This is a genomic window from Bacillus niameyensis, from assembly GCF_001375535.1.
GTDB classification, from domain to species: Bacteria; Bacillota; Bacilli; order Bacillales; family Bacillaceae_C; genus Lederbergia; species Lederbergia niameyensis.
Genome location: NZ_LN831197.1, coordinates 193,264 through 210,638, shown reverse-complemented (window position 1 = coordinate 210,638; position 17,375 = coordinate 193,264). Strand labels below are relative to the sequence as shown.

The following is a 17,375-nucleotide window of genomic DNA, read 5'->3' as shown; positions in this document are numbered from 1 at the left end:
ATCCTAGTTTTTTTATATTCTCATTTGTTAATCTTATATAACTCTGCTCCCTTTGCAAAATAAAAGTCATCATAACGATCTTTTGCAAATAGAAATGCCCCTTGAGTAATAATTTGCAACTCGAACGTATCTGGATCTAATTTAAAGACATTCCCTAACGTAGTTCCATAGATATCTCCATTTTCATCAAACATGAGATTACGCCCGCGATAATACATGCCACCACCGCTATATGGGAATAATTCTTTCGATGCAATCACTTCTCTTGTCTTAGGATCGAATTTAAATATGTAACCAGCTGTTAACCCCCATAAATAACCTTCATCATCGAAAGTAAGGGCTGATACCGCCTCCTCGCCTGGGATCGGAATTCCTTCCCATATTTTCTTATTCGTAGATGGGTCTAAAATGAACATTTTGGCTTCTTCCTCAGTTGGGTCGATTCCGTATCCACCCCAAATGCTAGTGCCACCATATATCAGACCATCCTTAAATTCTAATTCGATAATACTTTGATTCTCTACTACATTGCGATGAACGTCATAGTTTCTAGTATTAGGTTCATACATTGTTAAGGCTCCGCCTAATTCTCCATAATCTGGAACTGTCCCTATTGCTAACTTATCACCAGTAGAAACAAAAGCAAATGGGCGATCTTGTTTATGCTCTCCACTTAAGGAAAATATTTTTACTGGGTTGTTGCCAAAATCCCACGGTTTCGAAAGATCGTATTCAAATATATGCGCACCCGGATAAGTTCCCATATACAATTTCGATTGATGAACACCCATCCCTTCTATTTGACCAATCCCATCCAACCTTTCTAATTTTCCTGCGTCTGGATCATACATACCCATTCCTTGGGGGGATAAATAACCGCCAATATAAATGTTCCCATCTGGCCCTGTTGCAAGAGACTGAATATCGTTCGGTTGACCTTCTACATCTCCCTTTACTGTTTTGTGATTACCAGATAAAGGATTATAAATAAAGATATTACCTCTTGAATCAATACTTACAAGGCTACGTCCGGGAAATTCTTTTCCTCCTAGGGTAATCCAGCCAAAACCTCGGGAGGCAGCATTTCCGCTTAAAAATTGAACACCTGTAGTAGTGAGTTCATGAGTTCGTAGATCGTACTCAAATAAATCTGTATCCCTTCTAAGGTAAACTTTATTTTTAGGCCCACGTTGAGACACATCAAACCCAATTGTATTATGAATCGTATCTACCCATTTGTTTTTTACTACATCATAGACTAATGTGGCATTTCCTGGTGACATTCGTGCAAATAGATGATTCCCTACATAGGTTAGATCATAAACGTATGATTGATCTTTAAACTCTTCGGGTAGGTCAATCATTTCCTTTTCCCCGGTTTCGGGATCCAGTTCGACTAAATAAGCAGGGGTTCCAATACCTGCATATACTTTACCTTTTCCATATGCTATGCTTCGTGCATATTGAACTCCATCTACCATTTGACCATAGTCACGAACATTATTCGTTTTAGGATCATATTGGAATATCTTACCTTCAGGGTAAGTTCCACCGTATACCCGTCCTTCATCATCTGTAATTACACGCCAAATATAACTCTGACCTTTTACTGGTGTCTGAATAATTTCAACACCGTCGCTTCCTGGAACCCATCGATACAAGTTGCCGTTTCGCCCAGAAGCCAAATATAACGTCCCATCAGGTGAAACCGTTGAGCCCCATGAATTATGAGCTCCAGGTAAATTAAAACTATATACTCTTTCACCTGTATGAGCATCAATAACATTCAAAACAGCCGGATTCCCGTTAGCTACTGCATAAATCCAATCTTCTCCATTTGGACCTTTTCCATAGGAAGCTCCAGGAATAGTTATGGATTGAATAGGAATGCCAATTTTTGAAATGAGCTCGTTTTCTGGCGCTTTCCTCTGCAATACAACATCATCAAAGTAGGCTTCCACTATTCCAGTTGTTGTAGAATAGAGTATGATTGTTGCATATGCAGTACCTGTTGGAGCTGTAGCAGAAATAGTAAGCTTCGACCATTCCCCAACACTACCACCACTCGCAACCTTCTGATCAAGCCTGACATGGTCCTTATTATAGAAACGTAGATAAATAGATGGTTTACCTGACTCAACATAAGTCATTGCCTCTGCTGTGTAACTAGCTCCTTCATCAATTTCGATATAATCGGTTTCTAAACCATAACTTTTTTCATCATTATCTGCTATATAAAGGCTATAATCACCAGTAAAACTCCTCGTATCAACAACTTCCAACTTTCCTACACCAAATGATTGTTTCCAACCAGGTATATTTTCATCTCCTATCGGTTCTTCAAACCCCGGATTATCAATAGGAATATTATACTCTCCCAATGCTCTTGCTTCCCTTGGCAGAAATAAGCCAATCACTAGAGTTAACGAAAAGACTGTGATAAACAGCTTTTTGAAATGATTCTGCACTTTATCAGCTCCTAATAAAATAGTATTGGAAGTCCTTCTCTCCATATTCAATTAACAATAAGCCGCTATACAATTGGATTAATCTAATAATTTCAGTCCAATTACTCTTTCACACTACCTAAAACGATCCCTTTCATAAAATATCTTTGTAGGAGAGGATAAACTAAGAGGACAGGTAAGGCCCCTAAAAACACTTGAGCTGAACGAAATGTCCGGTTAGATAATTCCTTCAATAATTCTGCATCCTCTTCCGATACTACGTCCATTTCAAAGCCGGTTACGATTGTTTGTAAATAAGTTTGCAAAGGATAACGAGAAATATCATTCATATAAATAAGCCCATCAAACCACGAATTCCAATGAAATACGATCGAAAATAGGAAAAGCGTAGCAAGAGCTGGGGTAGATAAAGGAATGTAAATTTTCCACAACAATTTAAAATGACCTGCTCCGTCCATAAATGCAGCTTCTTCCAATTCTTTTGGAATAGCACGGAAAAAATTTAATAATAAGACAATACTAAATACTGGAACTGCACTTGGAATAACCAATGCCCAAATAGTATCAATCAACCCTGTATTACGAATGACCATATAAGTTGGTATCAATCCACCACTGACTAGCATTGTTATGAAAAAAAACCATACGTAAAAAGTTCGCATTTTAAATTGAGTTGCTTCTTTAGAAAGCGGATAGGCAATATGAACGATCATCAACATTTGGACTAATGTTCCAAATAATATTCTCCTTAAAGATACCCCTATTGAACTAGTAAATGCATCCTTGCTTAATGCATATTTATAAGATGCAGTCGTAAATTCGACTGGCCACAATGTAACAAGTCCCTTGACAACAGCTTGATTAGAACTAAAAGAAATAGCTAATATATGAATGATCGGAAACAAGCAAAGAAAGGCCATTAACGCTAGAAAAGTATAGTTAAATCCTACAAATAGTTTTCTACTTAAAGACGTATCTTGAACCATCTATGTACCTTCTTTCTTTAAAAAATGCGATAGTTTGCAAATCGATAGGCAACCCAATAAGAAACTGAGATTAATACTAGTGATACAACAGATTTTAAGAGACCTACTGCAGTTGAAATACTATATTGTGCATCCAGTAAACCCATTCGGTATACGACTGTATCAATTATGTCTCCACTCTGGTAAACTTGCGGGCTATACAATATCAAGATTTGCTCGAAACCAGCATTTAATATATTTCCAATACTCAAAGTCGCCAATAGAACAATAATCATTCTCATCCCAGGTAATGTTATATGCCATGTCATTTTCCAATGTCCCGCCCCATCAATTGCAGCGGCTTCATACAAGTTAGGATTAATACTCGTCAAGGCAGCTAAATAGACGATTGTACTGTAACCGAATTCTTTCCATGTATCAGAAATAACCATAGTATAGGGGAACCAATTATTACTACCTAAAAAATAGATAGGCTCGACACCAATTGCAGTTAGTATGCGATTTACAATTCCTTCACCTGGAGATAGAATATCTATCAAAATCCCCCCGAGGATGACCCAAGAAAGAAAATGAGGTAGATAAATGAATGTCTGAACCGTTCTTTTGAAAAATTGCTTACCTACTTCGTTTAACAAAAGAGCAGTTACAATAGGCGCAACTAAGCCAGCTATAATCTTCATAATCGCGATAAAAAATGTATTCCATACAACCTGCCATATATCCGGCAAATTGAAAATGTATTCAAAATTTTCAAGTCCGATCCATTCAGATCCAAGTAATCCTTTTGTAGGAATATAATCTTGAAATGCCATTAAAAGACCAGCCATTGGCCCATATTGGTATATAACGACAACTATGATTCCGGGCAATAACATTAAATGCAAAGGCCAATTTTTTAAAAATTTCCGTTGTTTAATGGACAGACTTTTCTTATTGTTAATACCCAAAGATTTATTCTTCGCTAATATGAATCTACTCAAAAGAATTCGCCCCCTTACGGTTTGAGAGATAAAGGGGGTGGTTGATCCCCCCTTTTGAAAACAACTTAATTTCCTTGTTGTGAATACCACTCATTTACTTCTTTTGTAATATCGTCTCCTCCAAGTTTCTTCCAATTCTCTACGTATTCATCAAACAGATCCAATGATCCACCTTTAATAATTTCTGTCATCATTTCAAGTTCTATCTTCTGTAAATTGGCACCTCTTCTTGCCATCGTTTTTGTTGGTGATGAATAGAATTCATTCATGATAAATTGATCGTTTTCAATATAGCTTTCTAATACAGGGCCTGATCCTTCAGGACCAAATCCTTGATATTGATCCCACCATTCCATATCTCCATTGAGATAAAGCTTTATCCTTGCATAAAAATTCCTTTGATGCGGTGTCAATGCATCCAAATTCTCGTCTCCACTTTCTATAACCTCGGAGATCGCTTTATAAATATTTACATTATTAAAAGTTGTATAGAGTTTCGCAGGTGCAAATTGCCAAATGCTTTGATTCTCGCCATCATCTACAAATTCTTTAAATATGTCGTCATCTGTATTGAAATAAAATGTTTGAAGGAAATGATCCATCATTTTTAGGACTGCTTCTGGATGCTCAACACCTTTTCGAACAACCCAATATCGATTACCTTCAATGTTGACGTTATGCTGGAGTTTGGTTGGAGTACTGTCAACTGATGGAACTGCATAGGCTTGCCATTCCGCATTCGGTGTTTGTAACTTGAAAGCCACTGCACTTCTACCTGCAAATGCCATGCCAATTTTCCCTTTACCATAATCCTCTGCAACCTTAGTTGAATCTTTAACACCAAATTCGGGATCAATTTGTCCTTTTTTATACATTCCTTGCAGCGCTGCAAGAGCTTCCTTAAATTCAGGTTGTATGTTGCTATAAACGAGGTTTCCAGATTCATCTTTAATCCAAATATCATGATAAGCATGGAAGCCATTGAATAAGCCACGAGTCATCATAATTTCTTTATTTATAGCTAGTCCGTACGTATCATCCTTACCATTGCCATCTGGATCTTGAGTTGTGAACGCCTCTGCAATTTTCAAAACATCATCCATACTCTTCGGATCCGGTAAATTAAGCTTTTCCATCCAATCTTTTCGAATCCATAAAATAGAAGCATTTTCTTGTTCTTTCCCAGCAAATGGAATTGCCATAAGTTTTCCATCAATTGTTGCTGCCTTTAAAACAGCTTCCCCAGCTTCATCCATTACAGTTTTAACATTTTCTGGAGCAAAGTTTTCATAAACTTTAGTTAGGTCTTCTATTAAATCAGCTTCTGCCAATTGGGAAAACTGTTGAGGATTAACAATGAAAAAGTCAGGGATATCTCCTGAAGTGATAGCTAAATTCACTTTCTGGTCATATTGTTCACCAGGAGCATTCCAAAGTGTCTTAACTTTAATTCCAAATTCGCCTTCCAAATGGCGTGTCCAAGCATTGTCATCAACTGTATCACCTTCTGGCAGCTGTACTGAGGGGCCATTTGCACTAACAGTCGATAGTTCTACAACAGGATCAAATTTATCTGGCATACCCTTAGGGGTCTCCGGATTATCCTCCGGTGTATTTGCAGAAGTCTTTGTTTCATTACTTTTTTCGTTTTCTTTTTCACCTGAAGTTTGATCACCAGAGCAGGCAGACAAAATGGCAAACAATAGCAAAAACATAACAACAAATATTGCAAAAGTACCTTTTTTTACTCTCAATGAAATTCCCCCCTAATATTGATACAAATTAAAATCATACACAAAATATCAAATCCCCCCTACTGAAAATTTCAAATTTTTACATTAATACTACTAATCATATTAATCAGTTTCTGTAAGCGCTGTCAACGGAGTAACTACTTTAAGACACTATTAAGACACAAATACAGAAACCGATTACCGATCTGCTTGAAAATTAAACTACTAAAATAGGAATCTCCTTCATCACAGGTTAAACTCAATTCCTCAATTGAATTTCGATTCCCATTCCTCAAAATCTCCCACTGATTACATTTGTTTTACACAAAAAAAACCAGAAATCTTGTAATGATCGATTTCTGGTTTTTTTAAATCACTTAAAATATATTGTGAAATTAGTTTCCTCTACCCGGCAATTCAGGTGGTTAAGATTTACTGCTTATTCATAAGTAATTTTATCCACCGTTTCACGATCTAGCCGCTTACAAACCTCAGTAATCAGTTTAACTGCATTTTCATAATCATCACGATGAAGGATACCCGCATGGGAGTGAATATACCGAGTTGCAATAGTCATAGCAATAGAAGGAGCTCCTTCAGCAGCTAAATGAATAGAACCAGCATCTGTTCCTCCACCAGGTATAGCATCAAACTGATAAGGTATATTCAATTCATCAGCTACAGTCGTTATGAGGTCACGCAATCCTTTATGGGAAACCATCGAGGCATCATATAAAATAATTTGTGGACCATTTCCCATTTTACTTTGAGCTTCTTTTTCAGTAATTCCTGGAGTGTCACCAGCAATACCAACGTCAACAGCAATCGCAATATCTGGTTGAATCTTATTGGCAGCTGTTTTGGCACCACGAAGCCCGACCTCTTCTTGTACTGTACCGACACCATAAACGACGTTTGGATGATTTTCATCTTTTAAATTTTTCAAAACATCAATAGCAATTGCACAACCGATTCGATTATCCCATGCCTTCGCTAAAAGCATTTTCTCATTATTCATGACTGTAAATTCAAAGTAAGGTACTACCATATCTCCAGGTCGTACACCCCACTCCATAGCCTGTTCACGGCTGGATGCACCTATATCAATAAACATATCCTTAATATCTACAGGTTTCTTACGTGCTTCTGGAGATAATATGTGAGGAGGCTTAGAACCAATTACTCCAGTCAGATCACCTTTAAAAGTAACGATTGTAACACGTTGTGCAAGCATTACTTGCGACCACCAACCACCAACTGTTTGAAAACGTAAAAAACCTTTGTCATCGATCTGAGTGATCATGAAGCCGACTTCATCTAAGTGCCCGGCAATCATAATTTTCGGACCATTCTCTTCTCCGACTTTTTTTGCGATTAAACTCCCAAGTCCATCTGATTCAACGTCTGTTGCAAATGGTGATATGTACTTTTTCATTACATCCCTTGGCTCTTTTTCATTACCAGGAATTCCTTTAGCATCTGTTAAATCTTTTAACATGACTAGCGTTTCATCAAGCTTTGTCAATTAGATCCCCTCCTTTGAAATGTCTATCCATATTATAATAAATCTGAAAAGAGAAATGCTACTAATAGCCCTCTTGTTGTCTTTTATAATTAACTTCATTTTTAGCTTTATAAGCTTCTTGAACATCGGCAATCGTAAAACCAAGTGATTGTCCTAAAATAAAGTATTGTCGAAGTAACTGTTCATACTCTTCAATAGATCTTGATTGGCGCAGTTCATCAACAAGGTGGTATACAGTTAAAAAGCATCTGACTAAATCATCGTTACCTTCATAGGAGACAATCGTAAAGGATTGCTCGGAAAAGCCAAGTTCCAACCCAAGCGATAAAATAAAATGAATACCATCGACATACTCTTCAAGAATAATATCACTATTGGAGGCAGGTTTTTTACTCCAAAATTTAAAACATCTTGTTTCATTGGCAAGCTCACCAATTTCAACAAGCAGAGCCATAATTTTTTCTTCAAATAATGACCGACTTTGTAAACCGTGTTCTTCCTCAATATATTGGTCCAATTTTCGTTGCATTTCAAACCATTCTTGCATTGTCAATCTCAATCCCTCCTTAATTCCATACTTATTATATCAAAAAATAAATGAAACCTTTTGAATTCTGATTCGTATAGCCAAGTAGATTAACCGAATTGGAGGCCCCTGCCATGATTCACATATTGAGAATCGTCATTATTGCCTTTATTATTTATCTCATTTATAGGATGATTAAGTTTATCCTCGACCCAAAGCGAAAACTTGAAGCAGCTCATGAACAAAAAAAGTATTTTTTCTATGATGTGCCGGATAATATTAGAAAAAATTTTCTAATTACCTATAATGGTGTCATGTTTGAAGGCGAAAAATACCTGGGTACAACTGAACGTTCCTTTGAAGTTGTTTCCATTTTTGTTTGGCCTCATAATCCCGATCTGTTAAAAGGACTATCCTATGAAGATTTTAAGTTTATTGAAAATGAGATCCAACTTCGATATCCAGACAGTGAAATTGATTGGAAAAGTCCCATTAAAGAATTAATGGCAAAAAATCAATCATAACACCTTCATTTACAAATAATGTCGCTGATGCACATGATCAGAGACAAATCTGGCTTAGAATTGGATAATTTGTCTCCGATAGACGTACTCAGAGACAAAACTTCGCTTTTTTGATAAATAATGTCGCTGATGCACATGATCAGAGACAAATCTGGCTTAGAATTGGAATAATTTGTCTCCGATAGGCGTTCTCAGAGACAAAACTTCGCTTTTTTGATAAATAATGTCGCTGATACACATGATCAGAGACAAATCTAGCTTAGAATCGGAGTATTTGTCTCCGATAGGCGTTCTCAGAGACAAAACTTCGCTTTTTTGATAAATAAAGGAACATATGAGCTTTTTAAAGAGGCTGAAAGTTTTCTAATTATTGGAATTTAAAATGGAACAGGTGGAGAAGGCTATTCTCCACCTGTTTTCCGTTACAATATATTGTGATCAATTTTTAATACTAGTTCACCAATTTGTGGTTTCGTAATTTGTGCATTGGCACCGACAATCTCACCTTTATGGAAAATATCATCTGTTATTAAAGATGAAAAAATAATAACCGGAAGCTTGGACATTAGAGGATTATCTTTAATTCTTCTTGTAAAGTGATGACCGTCCATCTGCGGCATTTCGATATCGGTAATCACTAGCTGAATTTCCCTATAAACATCCTTGCCCTCTTGAATAATTGACTCCATATAGCTTAGTGCCTCTCGACCGTTTTCAAAAAATGCGACACGATCATAACCAGCAGCTGATAATGTCTCCTTCAACAACTTTCTTAAAAGTGGAGAGTCTTCGGCCACTAAAATTTGTTTCTCCGATCTTTCTCTTCGTCCTAATTCTTTAATTTTTGAAGTATTAATCCCTGCATCAGGGTTAATATCAACAACTATCTTTTCAAAATCCAACAATAAAATCATATTATCTTTATCTTTTATAACTCCGATAATATTGGAAGAATCTAAGGTATAAATTTCTGATGGCTTTTCTATTTGATCCCATGAAATACGCATAATCTTACTTACACTGTGAATATGAAATACAACCTTCTGTTGATTAAATTCAGTAACAACAAACTTATCGTTCATGCTATCACGTTCAGTAGATGTATCTATGTCTAACGCTCTTTCCAAACTAATGACAGGTAGCACCTCACCACGTAGCTGAATAATCCCCAATATGTAATGATGTGCATGGGGGATTTTAGTGATCGGCATTGGGTGAATAATTTCTCTTACTTTTAAGACATTAATACCAAATCGATGATCCTGTATTTTAAACTCAATAATTTCTAACTCGTTTGTTCCACTCTCTAATAAAATTCCCTTTTCCATACCTTTCCTGCCTTTCAAGTGCTTACATTTACGAAGGATTATTCCAATATTTTATCAAAGCCTGGGTGCCGTTATTTTCCTCTCCTTTTATAGCTAGAGAATCATACATTGTTTTTGCAAGTTCAAGGCCAGGTAAATGCAAGTTCATTTTTTCAGCTTCCTCTAATGCAATCCCCATATCTTTAATGAAATGTTTAATGAAAAAACCTGGTGAATAGTCTTTTTTAATAACCCGAGGGATTAAATTGGACATAGACCAACTACCAGCAGCTCCTGCACTTATAGATTGTAAAACTTTGTCGGGATCTAGCCCTGCCTTGTTCGCATAAATGAATGCTTCCATTACTCCAATCATATTGGAAGCAATCGCAATTTGATTGCACATTTTCGTATGCTGACCAGCTCCGGCTTCACCTTGATAAACAATATTTTCTCCTAAAGTCGAAAACACTGACTGACAATCTTCAAATGTTTGACGATCCCCACCAACCATAATGGACAAAGTTCCTTTTTGAGCACCAATATCCCCACCTGAGACTGGGGCATCCAGTGCGAAAATTTGTTTCTTTTTACCCTCTTCATAAATTTTCTTTGCAAGCGTTGGAGTTGATGTTGTCATATCAATTACAATCGTTCCTTCTTTTGCTACCGAGAAAATTCCGTCTTGACCAAAATAAACACCTTCAACATCCTTTGGATAACCAACCATCGTAATAATTATTTCGGCATTTTCTGCAATTTCTTTAGGTGTATTTTGCCAACGTGCCCCTTTTTCCAGTAACTCCCTTGCCTTTTCTTTCGTACGTGTGTATACATCTAGACGATAACCTTTTTCCATTAAGTTTAGCGCCATACTTTTCCCCATTACACCTAAACCGATAAAACCAATTGTTTTTTCCACTTTTCCATCCCCTTAGCTCTTTTACATTCTTAAACGGATCTTAATTTACCGCCATCAACGAAGAAACTGCTCCCCGTCATATATGTATTTGCATCTGAAACCAAAAAAGCAACCACTTTTGCAAACTCTTCTGGAGTTCCTGATCTCTTAAGGGGGATCGCATCCTCAGCCGTTCTTGCAACCTCATCAAGCGTTTTGCCACTTTTCACGGCATTGACCTCATCTAATTGGCTAATACGCTCTGTTAAAATTCTACCGGGAGCTACCGTATTGACCAAAATATTATATGGAGCAAATTCATCCGCTAATGTTTTAGCAAGCCCAACGATCCCCATTCTGAATGTATTCGAAAGAATTAAACCTGGGATTGGTTCACGTATGGAAGAAGACGCAATATTAATAATACGACCGCCATTTTCTTTCAAATGAGGTAAGGCAGCTCGAATAACACGAATATAAGAAAGTAAATTTAACTCGAAAGCTGCATTCCACTTCTCATCATCCATATCTTCAAACCCGCCTGCTGGTGGCCCACCTGCATTATTGACTAAAATATCTAGACCGCCAAATCGATTTACTGTCTTTTCAACCATTGCTTTGATTTCTTCCGGCTTCGTTAGATCACATTGGACCCAATCTACTTTACCGCTCTCATAAAGTTCAAGTTCCTCTTTAACTAGATTAAGTTTTATCTCATTACGGCTCGCTAGCATTACGTTTGATCCTTCTTGAACTAATGTTTGAGCAATTGCCTTTCCAATCCCTTGGCTCGATGCCACAACGAGTACATTCTTACCTTTTAGACCTAAGTCCATCATCTCGCCTCCCAAATCATATCTTTTTTTCATTATACACTGAATCCTTTATTAAGCTAAACTCTAGGATAAAGTCAGATTTTCATTCCCCATAAAAAAAACACCGGATCGTCATCCGATCCGGCGAAAAAGGGGGAAAAATGAGAATGAAATGACAAAAGTCAAATCAATCATGTTCCCTATTCTTTACCACTTTTTATCATTCTATACACATTAAAACTGTTTACAATTATGTTACAGTTCTGTTTCTTTTTTGACTAGTTCTACAACCTGTCCAGCAGTTTGCATGGAAAGAGCTTTTTCAGCTAATACCTTCATTTCCTTCTGGTCAAGATGCTTAATTTGATTCCTTGCTTTAAGTATAGAAGATGCACTCATAGAAAATTCATCTAGTCCTAAACCGACTAAGAGTGGAATAGCTAGCTCATCTCCTGCCATTTCTCCACACATTCCTGCCCATTTACCTTGAGCGTGGGCACCATCAATAACCATTTTAACTAACCGTAAAATAGCTGGATTATAAGGTTGATACAAATAAGAAACTCGCTCATTCATTCGATCAGCTGCCATTGTATACTGAATTAAATCATTCGTTCCAATGCTGAAAAAATCAACTTCTTTTGCAAGTTGGTCAGCTAATACTGCTGTCGAAGGAATTTCAACCATAATCCCTATTTCAATGTCATCTGATACTTTGATGCCAGAATTGAGAAGGTTTTGTTTTTCTTCTAATAAAATTTTCTTAGCGGATTGAAATTCATCGAGAGTGGCAATCATCGGGAACATAATTCTCAATTTCCCATAGATGCTAGCTCGTAACAAAGCTCGAAGTTGCGTTCGAAAAAGATCTTGTTCTTCTAAACAGAGCCTAATAGCACGAATTCCTAAAAATGGATTGAGCTCATCTGGCAACTGAAGATACGGGAGTTTTTTATCTCCTCCGATATCAAGTGTTCGAACAACTACAGATCTCCCCTCCATTTTTTCTAATACAGTTTTATACGCTTCGAACTGTTCGTCTTCGGAAGGCAACTGATCCCTTTCCATAAAAAGAAATTCAGTTCTATATAATCCTACTGCCTCTCCACCATTTTTGAGAACAGCCTCTATATCGTTTGGAGAACCAATATTAGCTGCTAGTTCTAAATGAACACCATCACTTGTTACAGTAGCCTCATTTTTCAATAGTGCCCATTCTGCCTTTTGCTGTTCATAATTCTTCTGCATTTCCTCAAATTTTTGAACAGCCTCCGAGGTAGGATTAACATGGACCTCTCCATTCATTCCATCAACAACAAGCAAGTCCCCATCTTGAATAGAGCTTGTAATCGTTTTAGTCCCTACCACAGCTGGAATTTCTAATGATCTTGCCATGATAGCAGAATGCGAGGTGCGTCCTCCGATATTGGTCGTAAACCCACGGACAAATTGTTTGTTTAGTTGTGCTGTATCTGATGGCGTCAAATCTTCAGCGACGATAATCACTTCTTCAGCAACCATACTTGGACTTTGAATTTGAACTCCTAATAAATGAGCAAGTATCCGTTTTGAAACATCTTTAATATCAGCGGCTCTTTCCTTCATATACTCATTATCCATCTGTTCAAAAATACTAACATATTGGTCCGTTGTTTCTTTTAAAGCGCTTTCTGAATTTACTTTATTAGTTCTGACTTTCCCTTCTATCTCTCCGATTAGCTCAGGATCACTTAATACTAAAAGGTGAGCATCAAAGATGGCCGCCTTATCTTCCCCAAGGTTTGCCATAGCATGATCCCTTATCGTTTTAAGGTCAGATTTGGCGGCATCTAATGCTGAATGAAGACGATTAATCTCTTCATCAGCATCTGAGATAGCGATTTTCTCAAAAGACAAGTCCGGTTCAACAAGCCGAAATGCTTTTCCGATGGCAATTCCACTAGACGCTGCTATCCCTTTCAATATGGTGGACATTATTTTGCAAGTCCTTCTTTTTCAAACAATTCTTCAATTCCAGCGATAGCTTCTGCTTCATCATTTCCATCAGCGCTAATGCTAATAGTAGCGTTTTTACCAATACCGAGTGACATAACACCCATAATTGATTTCAAGTTCACCTTTTTCTCTTTATATTCTAATTGAATATCTGATGAATACCTGCTCGCTGTTTGAACAAGCATCGTTGCTGGTCTTGCATGAATTCCAGTATCAGTAACAACAGTAAATTGTTTTTCGATCATTAATCCCGACTCCTTTTCGTTAAAATAAATTAAAAGACCTCACAATACAAAATTAGCTAATTTTATTGATTTCGTCAATCATTGCGCTGTAAAATACGAATAATTTTTTACTTTATCCTTTAACTTACCCCTAGACGATAATATTCTTGCACTTTCTAATAAAATAGTGCAAAATATTATGAAAAGCGATTACAGACTAAATACATCAAGTCATCCTTTTGATGACAATAGAGATTCTTGTCCGTCTGAGCTGGATTTACGAATAATTACCTACTGGCCATTTGGTTAACGAGACCCAAACCATTGGGGTGAAAATTGCTACTCATCGTTGACCATACTTCTTTTTCAAACTTTTGTGCAATAACAAAGGTTCAAACTCGAAAATCACTGACCGGATATAGAGCAAGGGAGAGAATGTAAATGAAAATTGCTGAAGTTGGGAATATCATAGAGTTCAGAGATGGACTTCAAGGAATTGTTGAAAAGGTTAATGAGAATTCCGTCATTGTAGATCTAACCTATATGGAGAATTATCGAGATTATGATTTGGAAGAAAAAACCGTTGTTAACCACAAAAATTATAAAATTATTAAAGAAACATCGAAAATTTAAAAGCAAGCGGAATCGCTTGCCTTTTTTTAATTTTAATATTTAACTAGTAAGAATAAAAGCGATTTTTATAGAAAGGGTTTTGTAATGATTAGGAGCTTAAAAGACTGGAAAGTTTTAGTGGGGCTATTATTAGCCTATTTACTAATTTCTATTTCCTTTGATTACAAGCAACAAGTATTTTGGTATCTATACACAGCAACTATGTTAGTGCTAATCAGTATAACGATTATGAATGAAAAAATTGAAGATAAAACAGCTAATACTAAGCATATGTTAATTGGGGTTATATCCGGGATAGGCTTATATCTTATTGTCGCCGCTGGTAACTTGATTTTTGGGATTTTACCAGGTAACTTTGATAAAATTGTAGCAACATTGTATGACCGGTTTTCTCCAGAATGGTTTTGGCAGTACTTAGCTTTAATATTTATCATCGCGCCAGGAGAAGAATTGTTCTGGCGAGGATTCATTCAAAAAAGGTTTATGAATAATATGGGTACATTTTCTAGTATTTTCGCCTCAGCTGCTTTATATGCAGGTGCATTTATTTTCACTGACTATCCAATACTTATTATTATGGCTTTTGTGAGTGGGATTTTTTGGGGATTACTGTATGTATGGAAACGTAGTATACCTCTGTTAATCGTTTCCCATTTATTATTTGATTTGCTCCTACTCATATTTTTCCCTCTCTCTTAATAAAATCTGGGTGTAACGAAATTTATCTTATTCCGTCTAATTGAATAAGAAGACATTTTATTCAAGGAGGGATAAATAATTTGAAGTTACTTAAAAAGATCCTTTTTATTATAGGTGCTGTACTTCTTTTATCAGCTTGTGGACAGTCTCTTAACGAAAATGAAGAAACAACTGGGAGTGGTGGTACTCCCGAACAAAATCAAGTAGAGAATTCGAAAGGGAGCTCCGGGGAAAAGTCAACTAAAGAATCAGAAGAAAATCAAAAACAAAACGAACAGGAAGACAAAACAGGTAGTCATAATGATTCTCAGAATGCCGAGGAAAATAATACAGAGACTGAGAAAATCCGACTTATGGAAAAAAATTTAACATTTGCGATAAATGGAAAAACAGCTGAGGAAACCGCCTTTTTAAAGCGAAGCGATAATCAAGATTATTCAGTTTATGTTTTACCTGGCTATATTTTGACAGGGGAAGAACCAAATAGTGATATCCTTTATCTTGAAGAGGATTCTTTCCACAATATGAGGATTCAACTATTGCCAAAAGACATCTCTATTGAAGATGCCGTCGCAACTATGAAAGAGCAATTAACCGCTGTGAGCGATAATGTAGTTGAAATTGAGAATAATGATGGCTGGCTTAAAGATAGTCATATGTATCAATCCAAAAACGAGGAAGATCTGGTCACTGGAATTATAAAAGAAAATACGGATTTTATTTTAAAGTTGACGATTTTTACAAAGCTAAACACTGATTATAGTGATCCCCTATTAAAAATGGGAGAAACTATTGACAGCAAATAAATAAAAAGGGAGCCCAAAATTGAATGGGTTCCCTTTCCCTTTGATCCTACATCGCCACTTTCTGAAAGTCAAACAACATCTACCTATTGAGCTTCACTTTATTTCTGTATAGATTTTCTCCAAAGGAGCACAAGAAAAGCTAAACTAATATAACCAAATAAAGGGTATAAAATCCCTAACAACTGTCCATAATCAACCCTGCCGACTAAATAGACGAACACCATAATTACAATAAAAATCCAAATGCTTTTTACTTCCACATATTTCCTCAACTGTCGTTCAATCCCGTATAAGTTTCCAATTAAGGAAGTGAAGATTTCTCCGAAAATAATAAACAGATAAATAAAGTAAATATTTTCGAATGTGTTTCTCACAACAACAGCCATTGGTATATCGTAGTCTAAGAGACTAGGCAAAGCTCCTAAAGTAATATGACTAGAAATTAAAATAACTGTTAAAAGAAACCCTCCTAAAATTCCTCCTAATTTAACGATTGCCTTATTATTTATTTCAGTCGCTATTGGTACAAGTACAGCTTGAGCAAGCGTCAAGTTAAAGGCCGCATAGGAAAAAGCTGATCCCGCCGCCTTCCACCCAGACTTTATTTCAGGCGTAATCAGCAAATATTCCGGAAAAAAATCATAATAAAAAGCTGAATACATAACCATTAAATTAAAAACGATTAAAATTGGCACGACAAAAGTATTTACTGCGAATAAACCTTTAACACCTAAAATCATAACTAAAATACTTAAAGTAATTGTCACTACTGATCCTACAATTTTCGGTATACCCAATTGTTCCAAAAATAAAGCTTCTGCCCCAGAGAGCATAACTGCACAAACTCCAATAAGCATAATAGTCATAAAGATATTCATAATCTTTGAAAAGAACTTCCCAAACAGATGTTCATTAAACTCTTTAAATGAGCTTGCCTGAATATCAATAGACATTAACATCATCTTTGTTCCCATCATAATAAACAGAAATCCAGCAAGTAGTATACCGAAAAATCCGTATAACGAATATTGAGTAAAAAATTCTACTATTTCTTTTCCAGTTGCGAAACCAGCTCCAATTACTGTACCAACATATACTGCTGCTACTTGAAATGCCCCTGTCCACTTTTTCACTCTCACGCCCCACTTCATTAACTTTTCGTCTACTATATCCTTATGTGTAAGATTGAAAAAAAGTCTAAAAAACATATCGAAACACTTGAAAGTCAAAAAAGGTCAATGTATAATACTGCT

General features: G+C 36.4%; 16 protein-coding genes. 4 read left to right on the top strand and 12 right to left on the bottom strand.

Features of this window, described 5'->3' with window-relative positions; all coding sequences use genetic code 11:
- Positions 1–20: 20 nt before the first annotated feature.
- From BN1243_RS01130 to BN1243_RS01105, 6 genes are all read right to left on the bottom strand, one after another.
- Entirely contained in the window at positions 21–2,468 is a 2,448-nt protein-coding gene (locus BN1243_RS01130; RefSeq protein WP_062104452.1) for a hypothetical protein, read from the bottom strand.
- A 101-nt stretch (positions 2,469–2,569) separates the two neighbouring features.
- On the bottom strand, positions 2,570–3,454 hold the full coding sequence (locus tag BN1243_RS01125; protein WP_062104451.1) for a carbohydrate ABC transporter permease: 885 nt from the start codon (positions 3,452–3,454) through the stop codon (positions 2,570–2,572).
- A gap of 17 nt (positions 3,455–3,471) precedes the next feature.
- Positions 3,472–4,329: an ABC transporter permease gene (locus BN1243_RS01120; RefSeq protein ID WP_062110272.1), complete on the bottom strand. Its 858-nt coding sequence runs from the start codon at positions 4,327–4,329 to the stop codon at positions 3,472–3,474.
- A gap of 170 nt (positions 4,330–4,499) precedes the next feature.
- Positions 4,500–6,188, bottom strand: a complete 1,689-nt coding sequence (locus tag BN1243_RS01115; protein ID WP_062104450.1) for an extracellular solute-binding protein — start codon at positions 6,186–6,188, stop codon at positions 4,500–4,502.
- Positions 6,189–6,606: 418 nt separating this feature from the next.
- Positions 6,607–7,692: a M42 family metallopeptidase gene (locus BN1243_RS01110; RefSeq protein ID WP_062104449.1), complete on the bottom strand. Its 1,086-nt coding sequence runs from the start codon at positions 7,690–7,692 to the stop codon at positions 6,607–6,609.
- Between the two features lie 61 nt (positions 7,693–7,753).
- Positions 7,754–8,239 (bottom strand): dUTP diphosphatase, encoded by a 486-nt coding sequence (locus BN1243_RS01105; protein ID WP_062110270.1) that lies wholly within the window; start codon positions 8,237–8,239, stop codon positions 7,754–7,756.
- Between the two features lie 113 nt (positions 8,240–8,352).
- Between BN1243_RS01105 and BN1243_RS01100 the strand changes: the two genes are divergently transcribed.
- Positions 8,353–8,742 carry a hypothetical protein gene (locus tag BN1243_RS01100; RefSeq protein WP_062104448.1) on the top strand — a complete coding sequence of 130 codons (390 nt, stop codon included), beginning with the start codon at positions 8,353–8,355 and terminating at the stop codon, positions 8,740–8,742.
- 422 nt (positions 8,743–9,164) lie between these two features.
- Here BN1243_RS01100 and BN1243_RS01095 read toward each other — a convergent pair whose 3' ends face one another.
- The 5 genes from BN1243_RS01095 to BN1243_RS01075 all read right to left on the bottom strand — a co-directional run bounded on the left by BN1243_RS01095 (position 9,165) and on the right by BN1243_RS01075 (position 14,005).
- Positions 9,165–10,070 (bottom strand): chemotaxis protein, encoded by a 906-nt coding sequence (locus tag BN1243_RS01095; protein ID WP_062104447.1) that lies wholly within the window; start codon positions 10,068–10,070, stop codon positions 9,165–9,167.
- Positions 10,071–10,098: 28 nt separating this feature from the next.
- A complete protein-coding gene (locus BN1243_RS01090; protein ID WP_084781766.1) occupies positions 10,099–10,971 on the bottom strand; it encodes an NAD(P)-dependent oxidoreductase in 873 nt (290 codons plus the stop codon).
- A gap of 29 nt (positions 10,972–11,000) precedes the next feature.
- Positions 11,001–11,786, bottom strand: coding sequence for an SDR family oxidoreductase (locus BN1243_RS01085; RefSeq protein WP_062104446.1), 786 nt, complete (start codon positions 11,784–11,786; stop codon positions 11,001–11,003).
- Positions 11,787–12,020: 234 nt separating this feature from the next.
- Complete coding sequence (gene ptsP / locus BN1243_RS01080; RefSeq protein ID WP_062104445.1) at positions 12,021–13,739, bottom strand: phosphoenolpyruvate--protein phosphotransferase; 1,719 nt, start codon at positions 13,737–13,739, stop codon at positions 12,021–12,023.
- Positions 13,739–14,005 (bottom strand): phosphocarrier protein HPr, encoded by a 267-nt coding sequence (locus tag BN1243_RS01075; protein WP_062104444.1) that lies wholly within the window; start codon positions 14,003–14,005, stop codon positions 13,739–13,741. Before BN1243_RS01075 ends, ptsP begins: the two co-directional genes overlap by 1 nt.
- A 420-nt stretch (positions 14,006–14,425) precedes the next feature.
- Here BN1243_RS01075 and BN1243_RS01070 point away from each other — a divergent pair, with 420 nt between their 5' ends.
- From BN1243_RS01070 to BN1243_RS01060, 3 genes are all read left to right on the top strand, one after another.
- On the top strand, positions 14,426–14,617 hold the full coding sequence (locus BN1243_RS01070) for a YkvS family protein (protein WP_062104443.1): 192 nt from the start codon (positions 14,426–14,428) through the stop codon (positions 14,615–14,617).
- Between the two features lie 84 nt (positions 14,618–14,701).
- A complete protein-coding gene (locus tag BN1243_RS01065; RefSeq protein WP_062104442.1) occupies positions 14,702–15,316 on the top strand; it encodes a CPBP family intramembrane glutamic endopeptidase in 615 nt (204 codons plus the stop codon).
- Positions 15,317–15,396: 80 nt separating this feature from the next.
- Positions 15,397–16,122, top strand: coding sequence for a membrane lipoprotein lipid attachment site-containing protein (locus BN1243_RS01060; protein ID WP_062104441.1), 726 nt, complete (start codon positions 15,397–15,399; stop codon positions 16,120–16,122).
- 98 nt (positions 16,123–16,220) lie between these two features.
- Here BN1243_RS01060 and BN1243_RS01055 read toward each other — a convergent pair whose 3' ends face one another.
- Positions 16,221–17,255, bottom strand: coding sequence for a YkvI family membrane protein (locus tag BN1243_RS01055; RefSeq protein ID WP_230200069.1), 1,035 nt, complete (start codon positions 17,253–17,255; stop codon positions 16,221–16,223).
- Between the last annotated feature and the right edge of the window lie 120 nt (positions 17,256–17,375).

Excerpts from the sequence above, each read along its gene's own strand:
- BN1243_RS01095 (WP_062104447.1), bottom strand. The coding sequence starts at position 10,070 with ATGGAAAAGGGAATTTTATTAGAGAGTGGAACAAACGAGTTAGAAATT.
- BN1243_RS01105 (WP_062110270.1), bottom strand. The coding sequence starts at position 8,239 with ATGCAAGAATGGTTTGAAATGCAACGAAAATTGGACCAATATATTGAG.
- BN1243_RS01065 (WP_062104442.1), top strand. The coding sequence starts at position 14,702 with ATGATTAGGAGCTTAAAAGACTGGAAAGTTTTAGTGGGGCTATTATTA.
- BN1243_RS01125 (WP_062104451.1), bottom strand. The coding sequence starts at position 3,454 with ATGGTTCAAGATACGTCTTTAAGTAGAAAACTATTTGTAGGATTTAAC.
- BN1243_RS01070 (WP_062104443.1), top strand. The coding sequence starts at position 14,426 with ATGAAAATTGCTGAAGTTGGGAATATCATAGAGTTCAGAGATGGACTT.
- BN1243_RS01120 (WP_062110272.1), bottom strand. The coding sequence starts at position 4,329 with ATGTTATTGCCCGGAATCATAGTTGTCGTTATATACCAATATGGGCCA.
- ptsP (WP_062104445.1), bottom strand. The coding sequence starts at position 13,739 with ATGTCCACCATATTGAAAGGGATAGCAGCGTCTAGTGGAATTGCCATC.
- BN1243_RS01075 (WP_062104444.1), bottom strand. The coding sequence starts at position 14,005 with ATGATCGAAAAACAATTTACTGTTGTTACTGATACTGGAATTCATGCA.
- BN1243_RS01085 (WP_062104446.1), bottom strand. The coding sequence starts at position 11,786 with ATGGACTTAGGTCTAAAAGGTAAGAATGTACTCGTTGTGGCATCGAGC.
- BN1243_RS01100 (WP_062104448.1), top strand. The coding sequence starts at position 8,353 with ATGATTCACATATTGAGAATCGTCATTATTGCCTTTATTATTTATCTC.